This is a genomic window from Actinomadura geliboluensis (genome assembly GCF_005889745.1).
Taxonomy (GTDB): domain Bacteria; phylum Actinomycetota; class Actinomycetes; order Streptosporangiales; family Streptosporangiaceae; genus Spirillospora; species Spirillospora geliboluensis.
On sequence record NZ_VCKZ01000152.1, the window covers coordinates 1 to 19,203 of the forward strand.

16 protein-coding genes are annotated in these 19,203 nt (G+C 74.2%); 8 read left to right on the forward strand and 8 right to left on the reverse strand.

Annotated features, from left to right (window positions below; all coding sequences use genetic code 11):
* The 7 genes from ETD96_RS20895 to wecB all read right to left on the reverse strand — a co-directional run.
* Nucleotides 1-1,326 (reverse strand): hypothetical protein (locus ETD96_RS20895; protein ID WP_138638155.1); only part of this gene is annotated, 1,326 nt, incomplete at its 3' end.
* 149 nt (nucleotides 1,327-1,475) lie between these two features.
* Nucleotides 1,476-2,627, reverse strand: coding sequence for a glycosyltransferase family 4 protein (locus ETD96_RS20900; RefSeq protein ID WP_138638156.1), 1,152 nt, complete (start codon nucleotides 2,625-2,627; stop codon nucleotides 1,476-1,478).
* A gap of 8 nt (nucleotides 2,628-2,635) precedes the next feature.
* Nucleotides 2,636-3,148 carry a hypothetical protein gene (locus tag ETD96_RS20905; RefSeq protein WP_138638157.1) on the reverse strand — a complete coding sequence of 171 codons (513 nt, stop codon included), beginning with the start codon at nucleotides 3,146-3,148 and terminating at the stop codon, nucleotides 2,636-2,638.
* Between the two features lie 339 nt (nucleotides 3,149-3,487).
* Nucleotides 3,488-3,910, reverse strand: coding sequence for a hypothetical protein (locus ETD96_RS20910; RefSeq protein WP_138638158.1), 423 nt, complete (start codon nucleotides 3,908-3,910; stop codon nucleotides 3,488-3,490).
* A 179-nt stretch (nucleotides 3,911-4,089) separates the two neighbouring features.
* A complete protein-coding gene (locus tag ETD96_RS20915) occupies nucleotides 4,090-6,270 on the reverse strand; it encodes a glycosyltransferase family protein (RefSeq protein ID WP_240807926.1) in 2,181 nt (726 codons plus the stop codon).
* 11 nt (nucleotides 6,271-6,281) lie between these two features.
* Nucleotides 6,282-6,980, reverse strand: coding sequence for a hypothetical protein (locus ETD96_RS20920; RefSeq protein ID WP_240807929.1), 699 nt, complete (start codon nucleotides 6,978-6,980; stop codon nucleotides 6,282-6,284).
* Entirely contained in the window at nucleotides 6,973-8,073 is a 1,101-nt protein-coding gene (gene wecB / locus ETD96_RS20925; protein WP_138638161.1) for a non-hydrolyzing UDP-N-acetylglucosamine 2-epimerase, read from the reverse strand. The genes ETD96_RS20920 and wecB overlap by 8 nt, the downstream gene beginning before the upstream one ends.
* 24 nt (nucleotides 8,074-8,097) lie before the next feature.
* Here wecB and ETD96_RS20930 point away from each other — a divergent pair, with 24 nt between their 5' ends.
* From ETD96_RS20930 to ETD96_RS20940, 3 genes are all read left to right on the forward strand, one after another.
* A complete protein-coding gene (locus tag ETD96_RS20930) occupies nucleotides 8,098-9,555 on the forward strand; it encodes a glycosyltransferase family 4 protein (protein WP_240807939.1) in 1,458 nt (485 codons plus the stop codon).
* A gap of 20 nt (nucleotides 9,556-9,575) precedes the next feature.
* Nucleotides 9,576-10,838: a nucleotide sugar dehydrogenase gene (locus ETD96_RS20935; protein WP_138638162.1), complete on the forward strand. Its 1,263-nt coding sequence runs from the start codon at nucleotides 9,576-9,578 to the stop codon at nucleotides 10,836-10,838.
* A gap of 149 nt (nucleotides 10,839-10,987) precedes the next feature.
* Nucleotides 10,988-12,115 carry a glycosyltransferase family 4 protein gene (locus tag ETD96_RS20940; RefSeq protein ID WP_138638163.1) on the forward strand — a complete coding sequence of 376 codons (1,128 nt, stop codon included), beginning with the start codon at nucleotides 10,988-10,990 and terminating at the stop codon, nucleotides 12,113-12,115.
* Nucleotides 12,116-12,140: 25 nt separating this feature from the next.
* On the opposite strand, the gene ETD96_RS20945 is transcribed toward ETD96_RS20940, so the two are convergent.
* Nucleotides 12,141-14,069 (reverse strand): outer membrane protein assembly factor BamB family protein, encoded by a 1,929-nt coding sequence (locus tag ETD96_RS20945; protein ID WP_171069149.1) that lies wholly within the window; start codon nucleotides 14,067-14,069, stop codon nucleotides 12,141-12,143.
* Nucleotides 14,070-14,256: 187 nt separating this feature from the next.
* Between ETD96_RS20945 and ETD96_RS20950 the strand changes: the two genes are divergently transcribed.
* From ETD96_RS20950 to ETD96_RS20970, 5 genes are all read left to right on the forward strand, one after another.
* On the forward strand, nucleotides 14,257-14,853 hold the full coding sequence (locus ETD96_RS20950; protein WP_138638165.1) for an HD domain-containing protein: 597 nt from the start codon (nucleotides 14,257-14,259) through the stop codon (nucleotides 14,851-14,853).
* Nucleotides 14,854-14,910: 57 nt separating this feature from the next.
* Nucleotides 14,911-15,408 (forward strand): SRPBCC family protein, encoded by a 498-nt coding sequence (locus ETD96_RS20955; protein ID WP_138638166.1) that lies wholly within the window; start codon nucleotides 14,911-14,913, stop codon nucleotides 15,406-15,408.
* A 51-nt stretch (nucleotides 15,409-15,459) separates the two neighbouring features.
* A complete protein-coding gene (locus ETD96_RS20960) occupies nucleotides 15,460-16,194 on the forward strand; it encodes an acetoacetate decarboxylase family protein (RefSeq protein ID WP_138638167.1) in 735 nt (244 codons plus the stop codon).
* Nucleotides 16,191-16,856 carry an SDR family NAD(P)-dependent oxidoreductase gene (locus ETD96_RS20965; RefSeq protein ID WP_171069150.1) on the forward strand — a complete coding sequence of 222 codons (666 nt, stop codon included), beginning with the start codon at nucleotides 16,191-16,193 and terminating at the stop codon, nucleotides 16,854-16,856. Before ETD96_RS20960 ends, ETD96_RS20965 begins: the two co-directional genes overlap by 4 nt.
* A 91-nt stretch (nucleotides 16,857-16,947) precedes the next feature.
* A partial coding sequence (locus tag ETD96_RS20970) for a HelD family protein (protein WP_138638169.1) occupies nucleotides 16,948-19,203 on the forward strand: 2,256 nt, incomplete at its 3' end.

Genomic DNA, 19,203 nt, shown 5'->3' on the forward strand with positions numbered 1-19,203 from the left:
CAGCACGTACCGGTAGTCGAAGTCGGCCGTCGCCGCCGGGACCACCAGCAGCGCGAGCCCCGTGCCCCAGGGCAGCAGGACGGCGCCGCCGAGCCGCCGGATCCGCAGCAGCAGCCCGATCAGCCCGATCAGCATCATCGCGCCGAGCATGGGGCCGCGGACGTAGAAGCGGTCCTGGTAGTCGCGCATCCACTCGGCGTAGGGGTCCACCACGCGCGGCTGCGCCGTGTCGCCGCCGTAGGGGTAGGCGACCATGGCGTCCCAGTCCCGGAGGACCGCGCCCACCGGGAACTCGTACTCGTCGGCCGTGATGCGCGTCGGGTAGGGATGGCGCTCCCATTCGAACGCGCGGAGCGTGTCCCGCAGGACGGTGTCGAGGTAGGCGCCGGGCTGCTCGCGGATGGCCTCCTTGGCGAACTCGCCCGCCAGCTCGTTGGCCCGGGGGTCGCGGATCCCGTCGGGGAACTGGCGGAAGGGCGAGTCGTTCCCCCACAGCGCCCTGAAGGCCGGGGCCGCGCCCCGGCGCTCCGGCAGGTGGTCGCGGCAGAACGCGGCGACCTCCGGGTCCGGCTTCATGACGGTGCAGTCGGCGAAGTCGACCGTGCGGCCGTACAGCCAGACGTTGCTCGTGTTCGTCATGGCGAACTGGCCATGGGCGGAGTGGAACCACGACATGTAGGCCACGACCGGGATCACGGCCGCCGCCACCGCCGCCGTGACGGCGCGCCAGCCGGCCCGCCGCACCAGCATGCAGAACACCACGACCAGCAGCATCGGCAGCCCGACGGAGCGGACGAGCGCGCCGCAGGCGACCAGCAGGCCCGCCAGCGCCCCGGTCCACCAGCTCATCCGCTCCCGCCACAGCACGACGGCGACGGCGGCGAACAGGACGACCGTGAACAGGCCGTCCGCCATCAGCAGGTGTTCCAGCTCGATCTGGTAGGCGTCGTACAGGACCGGCACGCTCACCGCGGCGCCGACGAGACTCGCCGGCCACCACCAGCGCCGCGCTCCCGCGCGGACGGCCCGCCACACCAGGACGTAGACCAGCACGCCGGTGAGGAGGCCGAGCAGGTGCTGCGTCCAGAGCAGGACCGTGAAGCTGTGGAACGGGCCGAGCGCCCAGAGGAAGAGCGAGTACCCGCTCGGCCGGAGGACCGAGGGCTCCAGGTCCAGCGCGCCCTGCAGATAGGTCGCCGAGTCACCGAACCACAGGGGGGACGGGTAGCCCTTCATCGCGACCCAGCGGACCGCGAACGCACCGGCCAGCACGACCAGGAAGAGCCCGTGGACGAGCAACGACCGTCCGGCGGCTCGCAAAAGCACGGGCAATTTCGGACGCTGTCCCATCGTCTCCCCGCCAGGATCGCCTTGCGGCACCACGTTATGCCACCGACCCGGACCCCCAAGTGGAGTCCGGGTAAATCACCTGATGAAGGACGGGCGTGCGCAGGAACGCCCGTCCGGCCGCCGCGTCAGCCCTTGGCGGCGGTGAGGTCGGCGAAGAGCCGCTCCCACATGTCGCCGATCACGTCGGGGCCGTACCGCGCGGCCGTCTTGCGGGCCCCGGCGGCGAGGTCGCTCCGCAGGTCCGCGTCCGCGATCACGCGGCTCAGCTCCGCCGCCAGCGCGTCGGTGTCGCCGGTCGGCACCAGCAGGCCGTCCTGGCCGTGCGTCAGGATCTCGCGCGGCCCCACCGGGCAGTCGAAGCTCACCGCGGGCAGGCCGCAGTTCAGCGCCTCCAGCAGCACCATCCCGAAGCCCTCCGACCGCGAGCTCATCGCGAAGATCGACGCCTTCGCGAGCTCCTCGTCCAGCCGGGTGGTCGGGCCCATGAGGAACACGTGGTTGTAGAGGTGCAGGTCGAGGACCATCTTCCGGAGGCGCTCCTCCTCGGCGCCGCCGCCGAAGATCCGCAGCGTCCAGTCGGGGTGCCGCTCGACGACGGTCGCGAACGCGCGGATCATCTGGTCGAAGCCCTTGGCGCGGTCCAGCCGGCCGGCCGAGACCACGACCTTGCGGCTCAGGTCGGACTGCGGGACGTCCAGCGAGTGCAGCGGGTTCGGGATCCGCGCGATGCGGCCCATCCCCGGGAACGCCTCCGAGTACGAGGCGTGGTCGGCCTCGGTGAGGGTGACCAGGGCGTCGAAGTCGGGGTAGGCGGAGTCGATCGCGGCCCGCCACTCCTTGTTGTGCCAGGACAGGTGCGCGTGCTCCTGCACGACCCGGACCAGCCCGGGGTCGCTGAAGTGCTTCGCGATCAGCGTGATCGTCGGGCGGGTGCAGACGAGGATGCCGTCGTCGAGGCCCCGCAGGTACTCGATGAGGGCGTTCACGCGGGCGCGGCTCTCGGCCGTCGCCGCCATCTTCTCCGGGAACAGCGAGTGCCAGGAGGTGTCCTCGGCGGCCGGGTCCCGCGGCGTGTGGTCGACGCCGGGGCGCCCGTCCACGAGGGGCTTCAGCCGCACCCGGGGATCGAGGTGGAACGGGAGGTCGTCGCTCGAACGCCACATGGTGACGAGGTCGACCTCATGGCCGCGCTCCACCATCGTGTTGGCCTGGGTGAAGATCGTGCGGACGGTCCCGCCGACCCCGTGGGCGTTGTAGAGCAGGTAGGTGATATGCAAGGGGTCCCTCACCGCTGGTTCTGGTCGCGGCGTGCGCACCGGATGGACAGGTGGTCGCCGTCGGTGTAGTAGGGACGGACGGCGACCTTCGCGGAACCTTCGACCGTCTGCTGCGGGAAGGTGACGATCTGCTTCTTGCCGGGCATGTCGTCGAGGTGGCGGCCCAGCCGGAGCGTGACGTCCCGCTCGTCGGCCACCGTGACGAGGTACAGGTCCCACAGCTCCTTCGGCGGCGCGTCGCGCGGCGCGAACATCTCCAAGGGGATCTCCACCTCGAAGCCGCTGCCGTCGGTCGCCGCCGGGATCGTGAGCACCGCGGGGGACGGCGCCCCGCCCGCGATGGCGCGGGCCTTGTTCAGCACCCGCCGGCCCAGCGAGGGGCGTGCGGCGTTCTTGCGCGTCCGGGACGCGAGCCGCAGCCGCCACCGCGCGCCCTCCGGCACGGGTGAGGACACGACCTCGCCTTTGATCACGATACGGCCGTCCCGGGGCCATACCTCGGAGATCTCCGCATGCGCCATGGTCCCGCCCCCTTCCGCTGGATTTCGAACGACCCGCCGCGCCGCCATCGGGGCCGCACCGGCCCCGGGCCTCGGACCAAGATCTTAATGGTCAAGATCCCGATAAATGACAGGTCGCTGCAAAATACCTCACTCTGGAAGCTGACCGGCATTTCGCGGCGGTCGCGACCGTTGGGGGCACGGAGCGCGACGAAAAAGTGACTCCGGCGATACCATTCCGCCATCGCGAAAGGGCGGATCTCCGGTGGCGGGCCTCACGCTCGGCGAAGCCCGCGACCGGGGGTGCCGCCGCGCGGGACGTCCGCGGGCGGCACCTCCTGAGGGGTTGCGGGGCGGCGTTCAGTCGCGCCAGGCGAGCGCCTTCGCGTTCCCGCCGACGAGCCGCCCGGTGCCGGTGCCGTGCTGGACGACCTGGAACCGGACCCGCCGGCCCGAGCTCACCGCGTCCGCCGGCAGCGAGTAGTTGATGTAGGTGCTCCCGTCGGCGGCGACGTACTCGGCGATCGGCCCGTTCTCCTCGTTCCCGTCCGAGTCGGCGCGCTCGACGGCGCGCGCCTGCACCCGGGTGCCCGGCGGGACGTCCTCGATCCGCACGTTGGCGTTGAGCGTGTACCGCGCCGGGCCCTCGACCACGGACGGGCCGCCCTCGTTGCGGTGGTGGTGGCCCGAGTCGGAGTACTCGTAGTCCCACCTGACCGTGACCCACTTGCCCGGCGGCAGGTTCTGCGCGTCCTTGACCCCGACGCTGACGTATTCCGGCATGTCGTCCTCCTCGTCGCTGCGGTCCGGTCCTCGGCGCTCACACCGGAGCAGGGCACGACCCTACGACGACACCAAGGTCGATCGCTGCCATTCTCCGGCGATGGCCGTGCGGGTGAGGACGACATGGTGATCCGCACGTCCGTCTGGTGGCGCCGGCCGTCCGTGCCGGTGCGCGCAGCTCACCTCCCGGAGGGCGTTGGCCTCCCTGCCAGGAGGTCCGTCCACTGGCGGCAGACTTCGGGCAGGGCGTAGGCGGCCTTGACCTGCTCCCTTGCCAGATCTGCGTCCTGCCGCCAGCGGCCGAGGGAGACGGTCGTCGCGATGGACGCCGCCATCGCCGACGGGCTCTCGTGGATCCAGCGGGCGTCGTAGATCGTGTCGGCACCGGGCCAGTTCAGCAGCGCCGGGACGGCACCGGACGCCATGCCCTCGGCCGGGGCCAGGTGGAAGCTCTCGTCGTCGCTGGTCGACAGGACGAAGCCGATACGGCGCAGCCAGGACGCCACATCGCGGCCGTAGCTGTCGAAGACGACGCCGCCGGAGAGCAGCCGCGACCGGCGGATGCGCCGGAACGCCTTCTCGTAGTGGTCCCGCTCCTCCTCCTTCTGCCAGATCCACCAGTACTCCCAGGGGAGCTTGGACTTGACGAAGAGGGTGAAGCGCGGGTCGTCGCGGCGGAGTTCTTCGAGGACGTCCAGCGCCAGGTCCAGGCGCTTGCGGGACGGGGCGATGCCGATCATCCCGAGGTGGTGCTCGGCGCCGGGGAGCTTGGCGCGGTCGAGCTGGGCGTCGTCCACCCAGTTCGGGACCGTGACGACCTTCGCGGCCGGCCAGCCGGTCATCTCGCGGGTGAGGTCGCTGTAGTGGGGGCTGACGCAGACGACCTGGTCGACCGCGTCGATGTCGAGCTGCTTCGGCCAGGCCGCGTACAGCTCGAAGCGGTGCAGGCGGACGACCAGGCGCTGGTCGGGGCGCTTGCGGCCCGCGAACCACAGCGCGTTGGGGCCGCACCATTCGCAGATGATGACGTCCGCCCAGTCGACGAGGTCCTGGCTGCGCTGCTCGTCGTGCGCCTTGAGCGCCGCCCAGTGGTCGACGCGGACCTCCATGTCGGAGCGGGAGCGCAGGTAGTCGAGCAGGCGGGTGAAGAACTTCAGGTCGTGGCCCGCCACGCCCACCCGCAGCGGGCGCTCCTTCACCGCCAGGACGCTCTCGGACGGCTCCGGGAACGCCTGCGCGAGGTGGCCGCGCAGCCGTTCGGCGGCGGCGTCGAGGGTGAACCCGGTGGCGGCCGCGCGGCAGCGGTCGGCGGCGAGGGTGTAGACGTCCGGGTTCTTGCCGATGAGGGTGAGGGCGTCCAGGACATCGTCCTCGGTGGCGGCGAACAGCGGGTAGTCGGTGCCGAGGAGCCGCTCGTGCATGGGCGTCCGGTTCAGGACGACCGGCACCCCGAGCGTGCCGCATTCCAGCACCTTCGTGGACAGTTCCAGGCTCGCGTCCATGGACGCGTCGCGCCAGGACAGCCCGACGTCGCAGCCCGCGGTGAGGCGCATCGCCTCGGCGCGGGGGTGGCCGCCGTGCCAGACGACGCCCTCGCCGGTCTCCAGCGCGGTCCGCATCCGGGGCGCGAAGCCGGGGTCGGCGGGGTCGTCGTGGACCTTGTCGCCGACCATGTGGAGTTCGGCGTGCACGCCGCGCATGGCGAGCAGGCGCGGCAGCGACGTCATCTCGTAGGTGTTCCAGCGCGGCGCGAACTTGCCCGTGTAGACGAGCCGGAGCGGCCCCTCGGGGGCGCCGGGGGCGCGGGTCTCCAGCTCGTCCGGCAGGACGACGACCGGCGGGAACAGGACGCTCTTGCCCGCCGTCGCGGGGACGGCGCTCTCCAGGAAGCCGCGCAGCTCCTCGGTCTGGCAGAGCAGGACGCGGGAGGCGTCCGCGATGCGGCGCAGGCCGGCCTTCGCGGCGGCGTCGAACTCGCCCGCCGACTGCGGGACGTCGGTGAGGTACGTCCAGAGGCGTCCGGCCAGCGGGCCGGCGGCGAGGGTGCCGGCGAGCCGGCGGCCCCGGACCACGACCAGGTCGTGCGGGGCCTCCTCGTCGACCCGGGCGAGGACCTCCGCCGCCCGCCCCGGCGCCATCGGCGCGTCGGCGAGCCCCTCGGCGTGCGGGCTGCGGACGGTGACGCCGGGCAGGCCGCGCAGCGGGTCGACGAGCCGCCCGGTGCGCACGGGCGCCTTGAGGACCAGGGTCACCTCGCAGCCGGCGCGGGCGAGTGCCTGGACGATGCCCTGGGCCCAGATCGCCGATCCGTCGATGATGTTCAGGTCGACGTCGCCGTAGACGAGGGCACGTGGTCGCACGGTGGTTCCTTTCAACGGGCCGGTGCCGGGGCGGTGCCGGCGTCCTCGGCGATCTCGGCGAGCCGGCCGGGGGCGGTGGCGGTCGCGTCCCAGGGCAGCGCCGCGAGGGTCGCGGGCGGCGCCGCCCCCCACAGGACGCGCGGGAGCCCGCGGGCGGCGGCGATCTCGCGGATCCCGTGCAGCGCGAGGTCCCGGTCGTACATGCCGGGCACGCCCAGGTACGCCCAGGGGCCGCCGGGTTCGCCGGCCTCCGCGTCCACGACGAGCAGGTCCGCGTCGGCGGAGCCGAGCGCGATCGCCGCGTCGTGCGGGTAGAGCGGAATGACCTTGGCGTGCTCGGCGAGCAGCGCCGCCGTGGCGGGGCTCAGCACGCCCGCGACGATCAGTCCGTCGCAGGGGTTGGCGACGAGGAGGCGGTCCTCGGGCCGGTCGACGCGGTCGGGCTGGACGCCGCCGCGGCCCGGCCCGGATCCCGCCGCCACGGGCGCGTTCCGTTTGCGCCACAGCCGGTACAGCTCCTTCGGCAGCCGCTTGCCGCGCTTGGGGTTGCGCGCGGCGCCGGCGACGAGCCGCCCGAACTGGACGGCGGTGGACGCCTCCAGCGCGGCGATCCGCCGCTCCAGCTCCGCGACCCGCGCCTCGCGCTCGCGCAGCGTCGACTTCAGCCGTCCGAGCTGCTGGTACGCCTTCGCGTCCTTGGCGTCACTCACCCAGATACTCCATGATCACTTCGGCGATGCGGGGACCGGCCTTGCCGTCCCACAGGGGCGGGGTCCGGTCGCGCTTCGGCGGTCCCGACTCCAGCGCCTTGCGCGCGGCGGGCACCAGTTCCTCGAAGGTGACGAGGCGGTTCGTGCCGTGCGTGATGGTGATGGGCCGCTCGGTGTTCGGCCGGACGGTCAGGCACGGCACCCCGAGGATCGTCGTCTCCTCCTGGAGGCCGCCCGAGTCCGTGACGACCGCCGCCGCGCCCCGGACCGCCGCGATGAAGTCGATGTACCCGAGCGGCTCCAGGAGGTGCACGCCGGCGTGGTCGTCCAGCCCGGCGGCCAGCAGGTTCGCCCGGCCGCGCGGGTGCACGGGGATGACCAGGTCGGCGAGGTCGGCGACGCCGTGCAGGTGCCGGACGAGCGCGGCGGCCGTCTCCGGCGCGTCCACGTTCGCGGGCCGGTGCATGGTCGCGAGGACGTACCGGTCCGGGAGGCCGTGCTCGGCGCGCACCCGGCCGGTGTCGAAGGAGTCCAGGTTCCCGAGCAGCGTGTCGATCATCGGGTTGCCGACCAGGTGGGTCCGGGACACCGGGACGCCCTCGGCGGCCAGGTGCCCGATCCCCTCGGGGCTCGTGACCAGGCACAGCGCGGAGAGCTGGTCGGTGACCCGCCGGTTGACCTCCTCCGGCATGGTCATGTCGAAGCTGCGCAGCCCGGCCTCCACGTGGGCGACCGGGATGTGCAGCTTGGCCGCGACGAGGGCGGCGGCGATGGTGGAGTTCACGTCGCCGTACACGATGACCAGCGCGGGTGAACGGCTCGTGAACTCCCCCTCCAGGCCGATCATGAGGGCGGCGGTCTGCTCGGCGTGCCCGCCGGAGCCGACGCCGAGGTTCACGTCCGGCTCCGGAAGCCCCAGTTCGTCGAAGAAGACCTCCGACATCCGCGCGTCGTAGTGCTGCCCGGTGTGGACGACCGCCTGCTCGGCACCGGCGGCGCGCAGCGCGGAGATCACCGGGGCCGCCTTGACGAAGTTGGGCCGCGCCCCAAGGACGTGCACGATGGGTGCCAACACAATTTCCCTTCTGTTCATCGGAGCCGCCTAACGTCCGGCCTCGTGGTGAAGAAACCCGTGGTGAAGAAACCCGTGGTGAAGAAACCCGTCTACCTGGCCGGGCTGGCCTGGAGGCAGCTGCGGGACGATCCCGCGCGGGCGCCGCGGCTGGCCGTCCGGCTCGCCGCGCGGACCCCGCTCGGCGCGCGGCTCCGGGGCTCCCCGCTGGCCGTGCCGAAGCCCCGGGACGTCCGGCGTGAGACCGCGGACCTGCGCGCCCTGCTGGCGCAGCCGGTGCGCCCGGTGCGGGGCGAGCCCCGGCCCGGCGACGGCGTGCTCCAGTTCGTCACGAACGCGCTGCCCTGCACGAACGCCGGCTACACCGTGCGGACGCACCGGATCGCGCTCGCCCAGCGTGAGGCGGGCCTCGACACCCACGTGGTCACCAGGCTCGGCTACCCGCTCAACCAGGGCGTCGGCGACGCGCGGGCGCGGGTGGACGTCGACGGCGTCCCGTACCACCGCCTGCTGCCCTGGCTCCCGCCCGCGGACCCGCGGGACGCCGTCGCGACGAGCGCCGACCTGGCCGGACGGCTGGTCGAGGAGCTGCGCCCGGCCGTCCTGCACGCGGTCAGCAACCACCTCAACGCGGCCGTGGCGCTGGAGCTGGGGCGCCGGCACGGGATCCCGGTCGTCTACGAGGTGCGCGGCTTCCTGGAGGACTCCTGGCTCTCCCGCGACCCCGCGCACCGCGAGACCGACGACTTCTACCGGCTGACGCGCGAGCTGGAGACGCGCCGGATGGCCGAGGCGGACGCGGTCGTGACGCTCGGCGAGGCGATGCGGGCGGAGATCGCGTCCCGCGGCGTCCCCGAGGAGAAGATCTTCACGGTGCCGAACGGGGTGGACGAGGCGTTCCTGGAGCCGCTGCCCGACCCCGGCGACCTGCGCGCGCGCCTCGGCATCCCGGACGGCGCCACGGTCGTCGGCCTCACGTCCTCGTTCTACGGCTACGAGGGCATCGACACGCTCATCGACGCCGCCGCGCTGCTGCGCGACCGCGGGGCGCCCGTCACGCTGCTGCTGGTCGGGGACGGTCCCGAGCGCGGCGCGCTGGAGCGGCGCGCCGCCGGGCACGGCGTGCACGCCGTGTTCACCGGCCGCGTGCCGATGGAGTCCGTTCGCCGATACCACGCCGTCCTCGATGTGTTCGCGGTTCCGCGCCGGGCGGACCGGGTGTGCCAATTGGTGACGCCCCTGAAGCCGATCGAGGCGATGGCAGGGGGAATCCCCGTAATAGCCAGTGATGTCAAGGCTCTTCGCGAAATCGTGGAACCGGGCGTGACGGGGACGTTAACAGTTCCGGAAGACCCGGAAGCATGGGCGAATTGTCTGGAAGACCTGGCTTACGCTCCCGAGCTGAGACGAAAAATCGGGCGGTCGGCCCGGGAATGGGTCGCGGCGGAGCGCACCTGGCGCGCCGTGACCGCGGGATACCGGGCGGCCTACCGACGGACATAGACCGAAGGGAGCCGGGGCGCATGGATCTTGTGGTCATCGGACTCGGCTACGTGGGCCTGCCGCTGGTGCGCGAGGCGTGCCGGGCCGGCCTGCGGGTCGGCGGGCTGGACCGGGACGCGCGGGTGGTGGCCGGGCTCAAGGCCGGGCTGTCGCACATCGACGACGTCTCGCCCGCCGAGATCGGGGACATGCTGGAGGCCGGGTTCGCCCCGAGCCTGGACGAGGACGTCCTGGACGGCGCCCGCACCGTGGTCATCTGCGTGCCGACACCGCTGTCCCCGGAGGGCGGCCCGGACCTGACCGCGGTGCGCGGCGCCGCCGAGACGGTCGCGCGGCACCTGGTCCCGGGGACGCTGGTGGTGCTGGAGTCGACCACCTACCCGGGCACCACCGAGGAGGTCGTCCGGCCGATCCTGGAGACGTCCGGCCTGGTCGCCGGGGAGGAGTTCCACCTGGCGTTCTCGCCGGAGCGGATCGACCCGGGCAACCCCGTCTACGGGGTGCGCAACACCCCGAAGATCGTCGGCGGGCTGACCCCGGCGTGCGCGTCGGCGGCGTCGGCGTTCTACGGCAAGTTCGTCGACCGCGTCGTGGAGGCCAAGGGCACCCGCGAGGCGGAGATGGCGAAGCTGCTGGAGAACACCTACCGGCACGTCAACATCGCGCTCGTCAACGAGATGGCGGTGTTCTGCAACGAGCTGGGCATCGACCTGTGGGACGCGATCGACTGCGCCGCCACCAAGCCGTTCGGGTTCCAGGCGTTCCGGCCGGGACCGGGCGTCGGCGGGCACTGCATCCCGATCGACCCGAACTACCTGTCGTACAAGGTCAGGTCGCTGGGCTACCCGTTCCGGTTCGTGGAGCTGGCCCAGGAGATCAACGACCGCATGCCGCGGTACGTCGCCGAGCGGGCGCAGCAGCTGCTCAACCGGGAGGGGCGCGCGCTCAAGGGCGCGAGGGTCCTGCTGCTCGGCGTCACCTACAAGGCCGACATCGCCGACCAGCGCGAGTCGCCGGCCCGCCCGGTGGCGCGGCGGCTGGCCCGGCTCGGCGCGGACCTGAGCTTCCACGACCCGTTCGTGGAGTCCTGGGAGGTGGACGGCGAGCAGGTCCGGCACGCGGGCGGCGACCTCGCCGCCGCGCTGCGCGAGGCCGATCTGACGATCGTGCTGGCCGCCCACGCCGCCTACGACGCCGGGACGCTGACCCGGCACGCGCGGCTGCTGTTCGACACCCGCGGCCGGACGCGCGACGCCCGGCGGGAGTCCGTGGAGCTGCTCTAGCCCGCAGCACCCGGCCAGGCACGAACACACAGGGACGAGTCGCCGGTCACCGGACATGTCGCGGACGGGCGGAATTCATCGGCAATTTCCATCGGCGGCCGAGACTCGTCCTAAGACGATCGATTTCGGCGCCTTACGGAGTGAGTGTGATGCGGGTCTGCGTTTGCACGGTGGTGCACCATCCCGAGGACGCACGCATTCTGCACCGGCAGATCCGCGCGCTGCTCGATGCCGGCCATGAGGTCACATATATAGCTCCATTCCGGGCATGTAATGCGACCCCGTGGCGGGAGCTCAGCCCGGTGGACATCCCCCGCGCCACGGGGCGGCGCCGCCTCCGGGCGCTGCGCGCCGCCCACCGGGCGCTCACCGAGCACGCCGCGTACGCCGACCTCGTCCTGCTGCACGACCCCGAACTGCTGGTGGGGCTGCCCCGCGAGGTCCGGCAGCGGACGGTCGTCTGGGACGTCCACGAGGACACCGCCGCCGCGCTGTCGGCCAAGGGCTGGCTCCCCGGCCCGGCGCGGCCGGTGCTGCGCCCGGCCGTCCACCACCTGGAGCGGCGCAGCGAGCGGCGGCACCGGCTGCTGCTCGCCGAGGAGGGCTACCGGGACCGGTTCCGCGGGGACCACCCGGTCGTGCCCAACACCACCTACGTCGCCGAGCGGCCGCCCGGCCCGCCGGACGGCCGCCGCGCCGTCTACGTCGGGCAGCTGTCCCGGGCGCGCGGCGCCCTCGACATGATCGAGATGGCCCGGCCGCTGGCCGCCGAGGGCATCCTGGTCGAGCTGATCGGCGCCGCCGACGCCGACGTCCGGGACGCGCTGCGGGCGGCGCAGCGCGAGGGCGTCGTCCGCTGGTACGGGTTCGTCCCGAACGACCGGGCGCTGCGCATCGCCGAGGGCGCGATGGCCGGGCTCGCGCTGCTGCACGACGAGCCGAACTACCGGCACTCGATGCCGACGAAGGTCGTCGAGTACATGGCCCGCGGCATCCCGGTCGTCACCACGCCGAACCCGCCCGCCGTCGACATCGTCGAGCCCGCCGACTGCGGGACCGTCGTCCCGTTCGGCGACCCACAGGCCGCCGCGAAGGCCGTCCTGCGGCTGCGGGACGACCCCGAGCGGCGGGCGGAGCAGGGCCGGCGCGGCTACGAGGCGGCCCGCGCCCGGTTCCACTGGCCCGTCCACGCCGCGCGGTTCGTCGCGCAGCTGGAGGCGTGGGCCAACCGGTCGGCCGACGTCGCCGCCGAGCCGGAGCCCGTCCCCGAGTACTGACCCCCGGCCGGCGCCGAGCCCCGCGTCAGGCCGGGTGGTGCAGCCGGTACGCGACCGAGCGGGCGATGCGCGCCGCCGCCCCCGGCGGCCGGTTCGCCTCCACCACCACGACGTACCGGCCGACGCGCAGCGCGATCATCCCGGCGGTCGGGCCGATCTCGTACGCCTCGTCCCCGCCGATGTCGCGGCGCTTCCTGGCCTGCGACTGCGCGGCCTGCAGGGCGTCCAGCATCCGCGCGGCGGCCTCGTCGGTCTCGCCCACCCAGCGGACGCTCACCGTGAGGCCCCGGACGGGCGGTTCGGCGTCCGCGCTCGCGCTCGCGGACGGCTTCGGCTTGGCCGACCCCGACGCGCTCGGGCTCGACGTCGGCTTCGGTTTCGGCTTCGGCTCCGCCTCCGGCGACGCGCTCTTCTCGCCCTCCGGACCGTCCTTCGACTCGGGCTCGTCGCGCCCGCCGCGGTCCCCGCGCCGCTCGTAGCTGCACGACACCGGGCGCGGCAGCCGGACGCCCCCGGCGGACGCGCGGTGCGGCTCGGCCGCGTAGCCGGTCATCCGCGCCGCCGCCAGGTCGGGCCCGGTGAGCAGCGAGCACGCGTCCGGCCAGTCCGCCGCGGGCACGCCGCCGAGCTCGGCCGGGCCGGTGCCGGTGAGCCCGCCGCGCAGCGCGACCAGCCGCGCCGCGCCGTCCGGGCGCGGCGCCGCCTGCGGGACGGCCGCGTACAGCAGCCCGCCCGCCGCCGCCATCCAGGGCCGCGCGCCGGGCAGGTCCGGGTCCATCGAGAACGGCGCCGGGGCCGTGGTCGTGGCGCCGCCGGACGGCTCGACGATGTCGACCCCGGCGGGCAGCAGCCCCTCCGACAGGCGCGGGCGCAGCGCGAAGACCTGCCCGCCTGCCTGCGCCAGCGCCACGTACGCGGGGACGTCGCGGCCCCAGGCGACCCGACCGGACGGCACGTCCACCGCCTCCATCCGGGTCGCGCCGGACCGGGACCCCTCCGGGTGGTAGACGACCAGGAGCCGCCCCGGCACCAGCACCCCCGGGCACATCAGGTCGCCGCAGACCCCGTCGCCCTCCCACATCCCGAACTGGTCGCCCTCGTCGTCGAACGCGCGCAGCGCCGTGCCGTCCGAGACGAGCGTGACGCCGTCCAGCATCGAGACCTCGGGCGACTCCTTGGAGCCGAGCCGCTCGTCCCAGGCGACGGTGCCCTTCGCCGGATCGACCGCGAGCAGCCGGCTGCGCCGCCGCCCGTCCTCCCGGCAGTCCAGGCCGAACGCGGCGAGGACCTCCCGGCCGTCGGCCGGGTGCGCGCCGCCCTCGAACAGCCGGCAGCCGCGCGGCAGCGCCAGCCGCCACACCCGCTTCCCGGTCACCGCCGACACGCCGAACAGCGTCCGGTCCGCGTCGTCGGTGGTCAGCACGATGTCCGAGCCGGCGGGCCAGCGCAGCGTCGACCGCGACACCGCGGCGGGGCGCTCGCCCTCCCGCCGCCACAGCAGCCCGCCCGACAGCGCGTCGAACGCCACCAGCACCCGGTCGGCGCGCTCGCCGTTGCGCTCGAAGTAGGCGACCAGCCGGGACCGGGTGGCGGTCCAGCCGAGCATCGTCCAGCCGGACCGGCGGTAGCTCCAGCGGTCGGCGCCGGTCCGCGCGTCCCGCACCTCGATCCCGTTCCCGGACGCGGTCACGACCTGGCCGAGCGCGACCTGGTAGGAGACGCCGTCGTAGCCCGCGACGGAGCCGTGGTGCGTCGGGGTCGTCCGCTCCCAGCTCACCGCGAGCGGCCCCGGCGGCGGCCCGACCTCGCGCTGCGGCGTGACGGGCTCGCCGGTCACCGTGTGCCGCACCTGCCACCACTCGGCGCGCAGCACGTACTTCTCGACCAGCACGACGCACAGCACGACGGAGACCGCGGCGGAGACCAGGCCGAGCGCGACGCGGACCCTGCCCACGGTCTCCGGTCGGCCACCAGGCCGCTGCCGGCTCCCGACCACGACCGCGCCGCCTCCCTCCGCCGACTGCACCGTGCCCGCCGTTCACCGTGCCCGCTGATTACCGTGCCTGCTGATTACTGTGTCTTGGGACGACACCCACCATGCCGTGTGCGGGGCGTCCGGCGCGACAGAACGGAGTTGAACCATGGAGGTCTTCACTCGCTGGCACACCTGGGACACGGCCCGTGCGGACATCGAGGCGTCCGGCGCCCAGATCGACCTGGACGCCCTGGGGAGGGCGGTGTCCGCCGCAGAGCGCTGGCACGGCGACCAGAAGCGCCCCACGGGCGCACCCTATGTCGAGCATCTGCTGGAAGCCCTCGAAGTACTCGTGCGCGGGGCCGGGGTGACCACGCCGTCCGTGCTGTCGGCCGCGGTGCTGCACGACGTCGTCGAGGACACCCCGGCAACGCTGCGGGACGTAGAGGACGAGTTCGGCCCGGAGGTCACCGAGCTGGTCGACTGGGTCACCAAGCCTCCGGCGGGCGGGGCCGGGCGGCAGGCCAAACGCGCCGCCAAGGCCGCCTACCTGCGCCGCCTCGGCGACGCCCCGCCCGAGGCCGTCCGGGTGAAGCTCGCCGACCGGGTCAGCAACGTCCAGACCCTCGACCGGATGCCGCCCGACTTCCAGCGCCGCTACTACGCCGAGACGATCACCTACATCGTCCCGCTGGCCGCGGCCGAGCCCTGGTTCAGGAGCTGGTACGCGGCCTGGCGGGCCGAATACGCCCACCTGCTGTGACCGTCGCTGTGACCGCGCCCCTATGACCGGATGGTCATGAGGTGGGAGGATTCCGCCATGGAACGCGAGTGGGTGGTCGAAGAGAGCACGGCCGTCGCGGCCGGGACCCGGGACGTGTACGCGGCCGTCGCCGACCTGCACCGGATGGGCGACTGGAGCCCCGAGGTGTTCGCGGTCTGGGTGCGCGGACGGTCGATCGCGCCCGGCACGCGGTTCGTCGGGTTCAACCGGATCGGGTGGCGTGTGTGGTTCACCACATGCCAGGTGACGGCGGCGGTGCCGGGCGAGGCGTTCGCGTTCCGGGTGTCGAGCTTCGGCATGCCGGTCGCGCTGTGGGGGTACCGCTTCGAGGACGTCTCGGACGGCGCGGCCGAGCCCCGGACGCGGCTCACCGAGTACTGGGAGGATCTGCGCCGCGACGGCCGCGGCGCGGCGTTCGTCTCGCTGCTCGGCAAGGTCTTCACCGGCGTCCCGGCGGAGCGGCGCGCCGCCGTGAACCGCGCGGGCATGCGCGCCACGCTCGACCGCATCCGGACGGCCGTCGAGCGGGGTTGAGGCCCCGGCCGGTCCTTGGCAGCAAAACGAGAACCTGTTCTACTAAGCGGTGTGACAAGCACCGTGCAAGCGCATGCCATCCAGGGCGAGCGGGTCACCCTCCCGGTGCGGATCCGCGACGCCGCGGTGGCGTCGGCGATGTTCGCCGTGCCCGCCCGCGCCGCCCAGGCCGTCATCGCCTACTCCGGGCTGACCGTCGCCGAGCCGCTGCCCGGCCGGGCGATCTGCTCGCTGGCGTTCGTCCGGTACGCCGACGGCGACCTCGGGCCCTACCACGAGTTCGCCGTCGCGTTCCTGGTGCGCCCGCCCGGCGCGCCCGCGTCCGGGCTCCTCGGCGGGCTGCGCGGCATCGGCGCGTTCATCCACTGGCTGCCGGTCAACCAGGAGTTCACCCTGGAGGCCGGACGGACGATCTGGGGCTTCCCCAAAGAGATCGCCGACATGCCCATGGACCTGTCCGCGCGCGTCAAGCGGTGCGCGGTGCGGTTCGGCGGGCGCACGGCGATCGAGCTGGCCGTGAAGCCCGGCGTGCCGATGCCGGGGAGCACCGCCGCGCCCAAGGTCGACGCCTACTCATGCCTGGACGGGGTCACGCGCCGCACACCATGGACGCTCACGCCGTCCGACGTCCGGACCCGTCCGGGCGGGGCCAAGGTCGTCCTGGGCGACCACCCGGTGGCGGAGGAACTGCGCGGGCTCGGTCTGGACCGGGCGCGCGCGCTGAGCACCAGCAGCGTCGGCCACCTGCAGATGGTCTTCGAGGGCGCCGAGGAGGTGCGCCCGTGAGGCGGACAGCACTGGTCACCGGCGCGGCCCACGGCCTCGGCGCGCTGGCCGCGCGGCGCCTCGCGGCGGCGGCCTGGGACGTCGTCGCGGTCGACGTCGACGAGGTGGGCCTGGCGAAGACGGCGCTGCGCTCCCCTAACATGCACGTGCGGGCCTGCGACGTCGGCGACTCCGATGCCGTCGCCGACCTGCTCGCGGTGATCGGCCCCGTGCACCGCGTCGTGCACGCCGCCGCGACCGCGCCCGCCGCACCCCCGCTGACCCAGCCCCTCACCGAGGTAGAACACGTTCTCCGCACCGATGTGCTCGGTGCGGTGCACATCGCGCGGGCCACGCTGCCCGGCATGCTGGAGCGCGGCTCCGGCGAGCTGGTCCTCTGCGCGCCGCCCCCGGCGGCGGGCGCGACCGCCGCCGCGTCCGGGGCGGTCGCCGCCTACACCGAGACGCTGTACCGCGAGTACGGCGGGCAGGGCGTGGTGTTCCGGTGCGTCCGGCCGGACGGCGAGACGGCGCCGCGCCACGTCCTCGACGCGCTGGACCGCTCGTTCGCGCGCCCGCCCGGCGACCTGCACGTACGGCCAGGTCAGGGCCGCGCGGCCCTGCTCGCGCCGGGCCGCGCCGCGCGCCGCCTCGCCCGCGCCCGGACGGCCGCTCCGCACTGAACCGAGGGCCGACCGCATAAGCTGTCTCCTTCGCCCCTTAGGCGGGCCGGGGGACGTCCCCGGCACGACACACGTGCGAGGAGCAGCCTGCATGTCGTCCCAGGTCACCGGGCGGCCGACCGGTCCCGGCGGCACGGTCAAGGATCAAGAGATCGCCGCCGAGCAGCGCTACGTCGACATCGCCTACGCGCGGCTGGAGGAGATGCGCGCCGCCGCCCAGGCCATGATCCGCGAGGGCTACCGCCAGTCGCTGGCCGGCACCAAGGGCTCGCTCGTCGACCGGGACGCCATGGTCCACCAGGCGTCGCTGCGCGCCCAGGCCCTCGACATCGCCGACGACGGGCTGGTGTTCGGCCGGCTCGACCTCCACCCCGCCGAGCAGGGCGACCGCGAGGTCCGCTACATCGGCCGCGTCGGGGTGCGCACCGGCGAGCACGACTCCCTGGTGATCGACTGGCGGGCGCCCGCCGCCGAGGACTTCTACCGCGCCACCCCCGAGGACCCGCGCGGCGTCGTCCGCCGCCGCGTCCTGCACTCGCGCGGTCACACCGTCGTCGACCTCGAGGACGACCTCCTCGACCCGGACGCGGCCGACGGCATGACCATCGTCGGCGACGGCGCGTTCCTCGCCTCGCTCGCCCGCGCCCGCGAAGGCGCCATGCGCGACATCGTCGCGACGATCCAGCGCGAGCAGGACGAGGTGATCCGCGCGCCCGCCGACGGCACCGTGCTGGTGCGCGGCGCCCCCGGCACCGGCAAGACGGCCGTCGCCCTGCACCGCGTCGCCTACCTGCTGTTCCGGCACCGGCGCCGGTTCGGGTCGCGCGGCGTCCTGGTGATCGGCCCGAACCGCCGCTTCACCGCCTACATCGAGCGGGTGCTGCCGTCGCTCGGCGAGGGCTCGGCGACGCTGCGCTCGCTCGGCGACCTCGTCGACGGGGCCGCCGCGACCGTCCACGACCCGCCGCGCCTCGCCCGCGTCAAGGGCGGCGAGGCGATGGCGGCCGTGCTGCGGCGCGCCGTCGCCGACCACGCCCCCGGCGCCCCGGACGAGCTGCGCGTCGTGTTCAAGGGCATCGTCGTCACCCTCGACCGGGCCCGGCTCGACCGGCTCCGCAACGACCTCCACCGGCGCAGCCGCGGCAGCGTCAACGCGGCGCGCGGCCGGGCCGCCGAGGCGCTCCTGGACGCCCTCTGGCGCCGCTTCACCGACGTCGGCGGGCCGGAGGCCGCCGCGGCCGAGGAGGACGCCGAGACCGGGCTGTGGAACGCGATCCTGGCCGCCGACGGGCTCGCCTCCCTCGACGACGAGCCGGCCCGCGGCCGGCGGAACGGCGGGGCCCGGCAGAACGGCGACCCCAAGCGCGCCCAGTTCGACGCCCGCGTCCGCGAGCAGCGCTCGTTCACCGACTTCCTCGTCGCCTGGTGGCCGCTGCGCCGCCCGCTGGACGTGCTGCGCTCCCTCGGCGACCCCGAGCGGCTGCGCCGCGCCGCCGGCCGCGACCTCGACCGCGCCGACGTCGAGCCGCTCGCCGCGTCCTGGGCCGGGGCCGACGCCCCGCTCAGCTACCAGGACGTCGCGCTGCTGGACGAGCTCGACGCGCTGCTCGGCTCGCCGCCCCGCCCGTCCCGCCGCCGCAGGGCCGCGGCCGACGACGACCCGTTCGTGGTGGACGGCGTCAACATCCTCACCGGCGAGGAGGTCGCGGACGACACGTGGGAGCCGGAGATGCAGGAGCTGACCACGTCGATCGAACGGCTCGAACGGTCCCGCCGCGTCGACGACGGCGTGGTGGAGGAGCGTCCCGAGTACGCGCACATCGTCGTGGACGAGGCACAGGACCTCTCCCCCATGCAGTGGCGGATGCTCGGCCGGCGCGGCCGCCAGGCCAGCTGGACGATCGTGGAGGACCCGGCCCAGAGCGCCTGGGAGGACCTCGACGCCGCCCGCGGCGCGATGGAGGCGGCGCTCGGCGGCGAGAAGCCCGCGCGGGGCCGCCGCCGCCCGCGCAAGGCCGCGCCGCGCACGCGGCACGAGTACGAGCTGACGACGAACTACCGCAACTCCACCGAGATCGCGGCGGTGTCCGCGCGGGTGCTGGCGCGCGCGCTGCCCGACGCCCGTCCTGCCCGCGCCGTCCGCACGTCCGGGATCGACCCGGTCGTGCGGGTCGTGCCCGAGCCCGACCTGCCCGCCGCCGCCCGCGCCGCCACCGAGGAACTCCTCGGCCAGGTCGAGGGCACGATCGGCCTGATCGTCCCGATGCCCGCGGGAGAGACCGACCGCGCCGCAGCCCCGGAGCCCGCCCAGGCGTCCCTGTTCGACGCCCCGGCCGACCCCGCCCCC

What these genes read in the sequence shown, in the direction of transcription:
- ETD96_RS20910 (WP_138638158.1), bottom strand. Translation starts at nt 3,910, where the DNA reads ATGCCGGAATACGTCAGCGTCGGGGTCAAGGACGCGCAGAACCTGCCG.
- ETD96_RS20955 (WP_138638166.1), top strand. Translation starts at nt 14,911, where the DNA reads ATGGAACGCGAGTGGGTGGTCGAAGAGAGCACGGCCGTCGCGGCCGGG.
- ETD96_RS20950 (WP_138638165.1), top strand. Translation starts at nt 14,257, where the DNA reads ATGGAGGTCTTCACTCGCTGGCACACCTGGGACACGGCCCGTGCGGAC.
- ETD96_RS20905 (WP_138638157.1), bottom strand. Translation starts at nt 3,148, where the DNA reads ATGGCGCATGCGGAGATCTCCGAGGTATGGCCCCGGGACGGCCGTATC.
- ETD96_RS20935 (WP_138638162.1), top strand. Translation starts at nt 9,576, where the DNA reads ATGGATCTTGTGGTCATCGGACTCGGCTACGTGGGCCTGCCGCTGGTG.
- ETD96_RS20940 (WP_138638163.1), top strand. Translation starts at nt 10,988, where the DNA reads ATGCGGGTCTGCGTTTGCACGGTGGTGCACCATCCCGAGGACGCACGC.
- wecB (WP_138638161.1), bottom strand. Translation starts at nt 8,073, where the DNA reads ATGAACAGAAGGGAAATTGTGTTGGCACCCATCGTGCACGTCCTTGGG.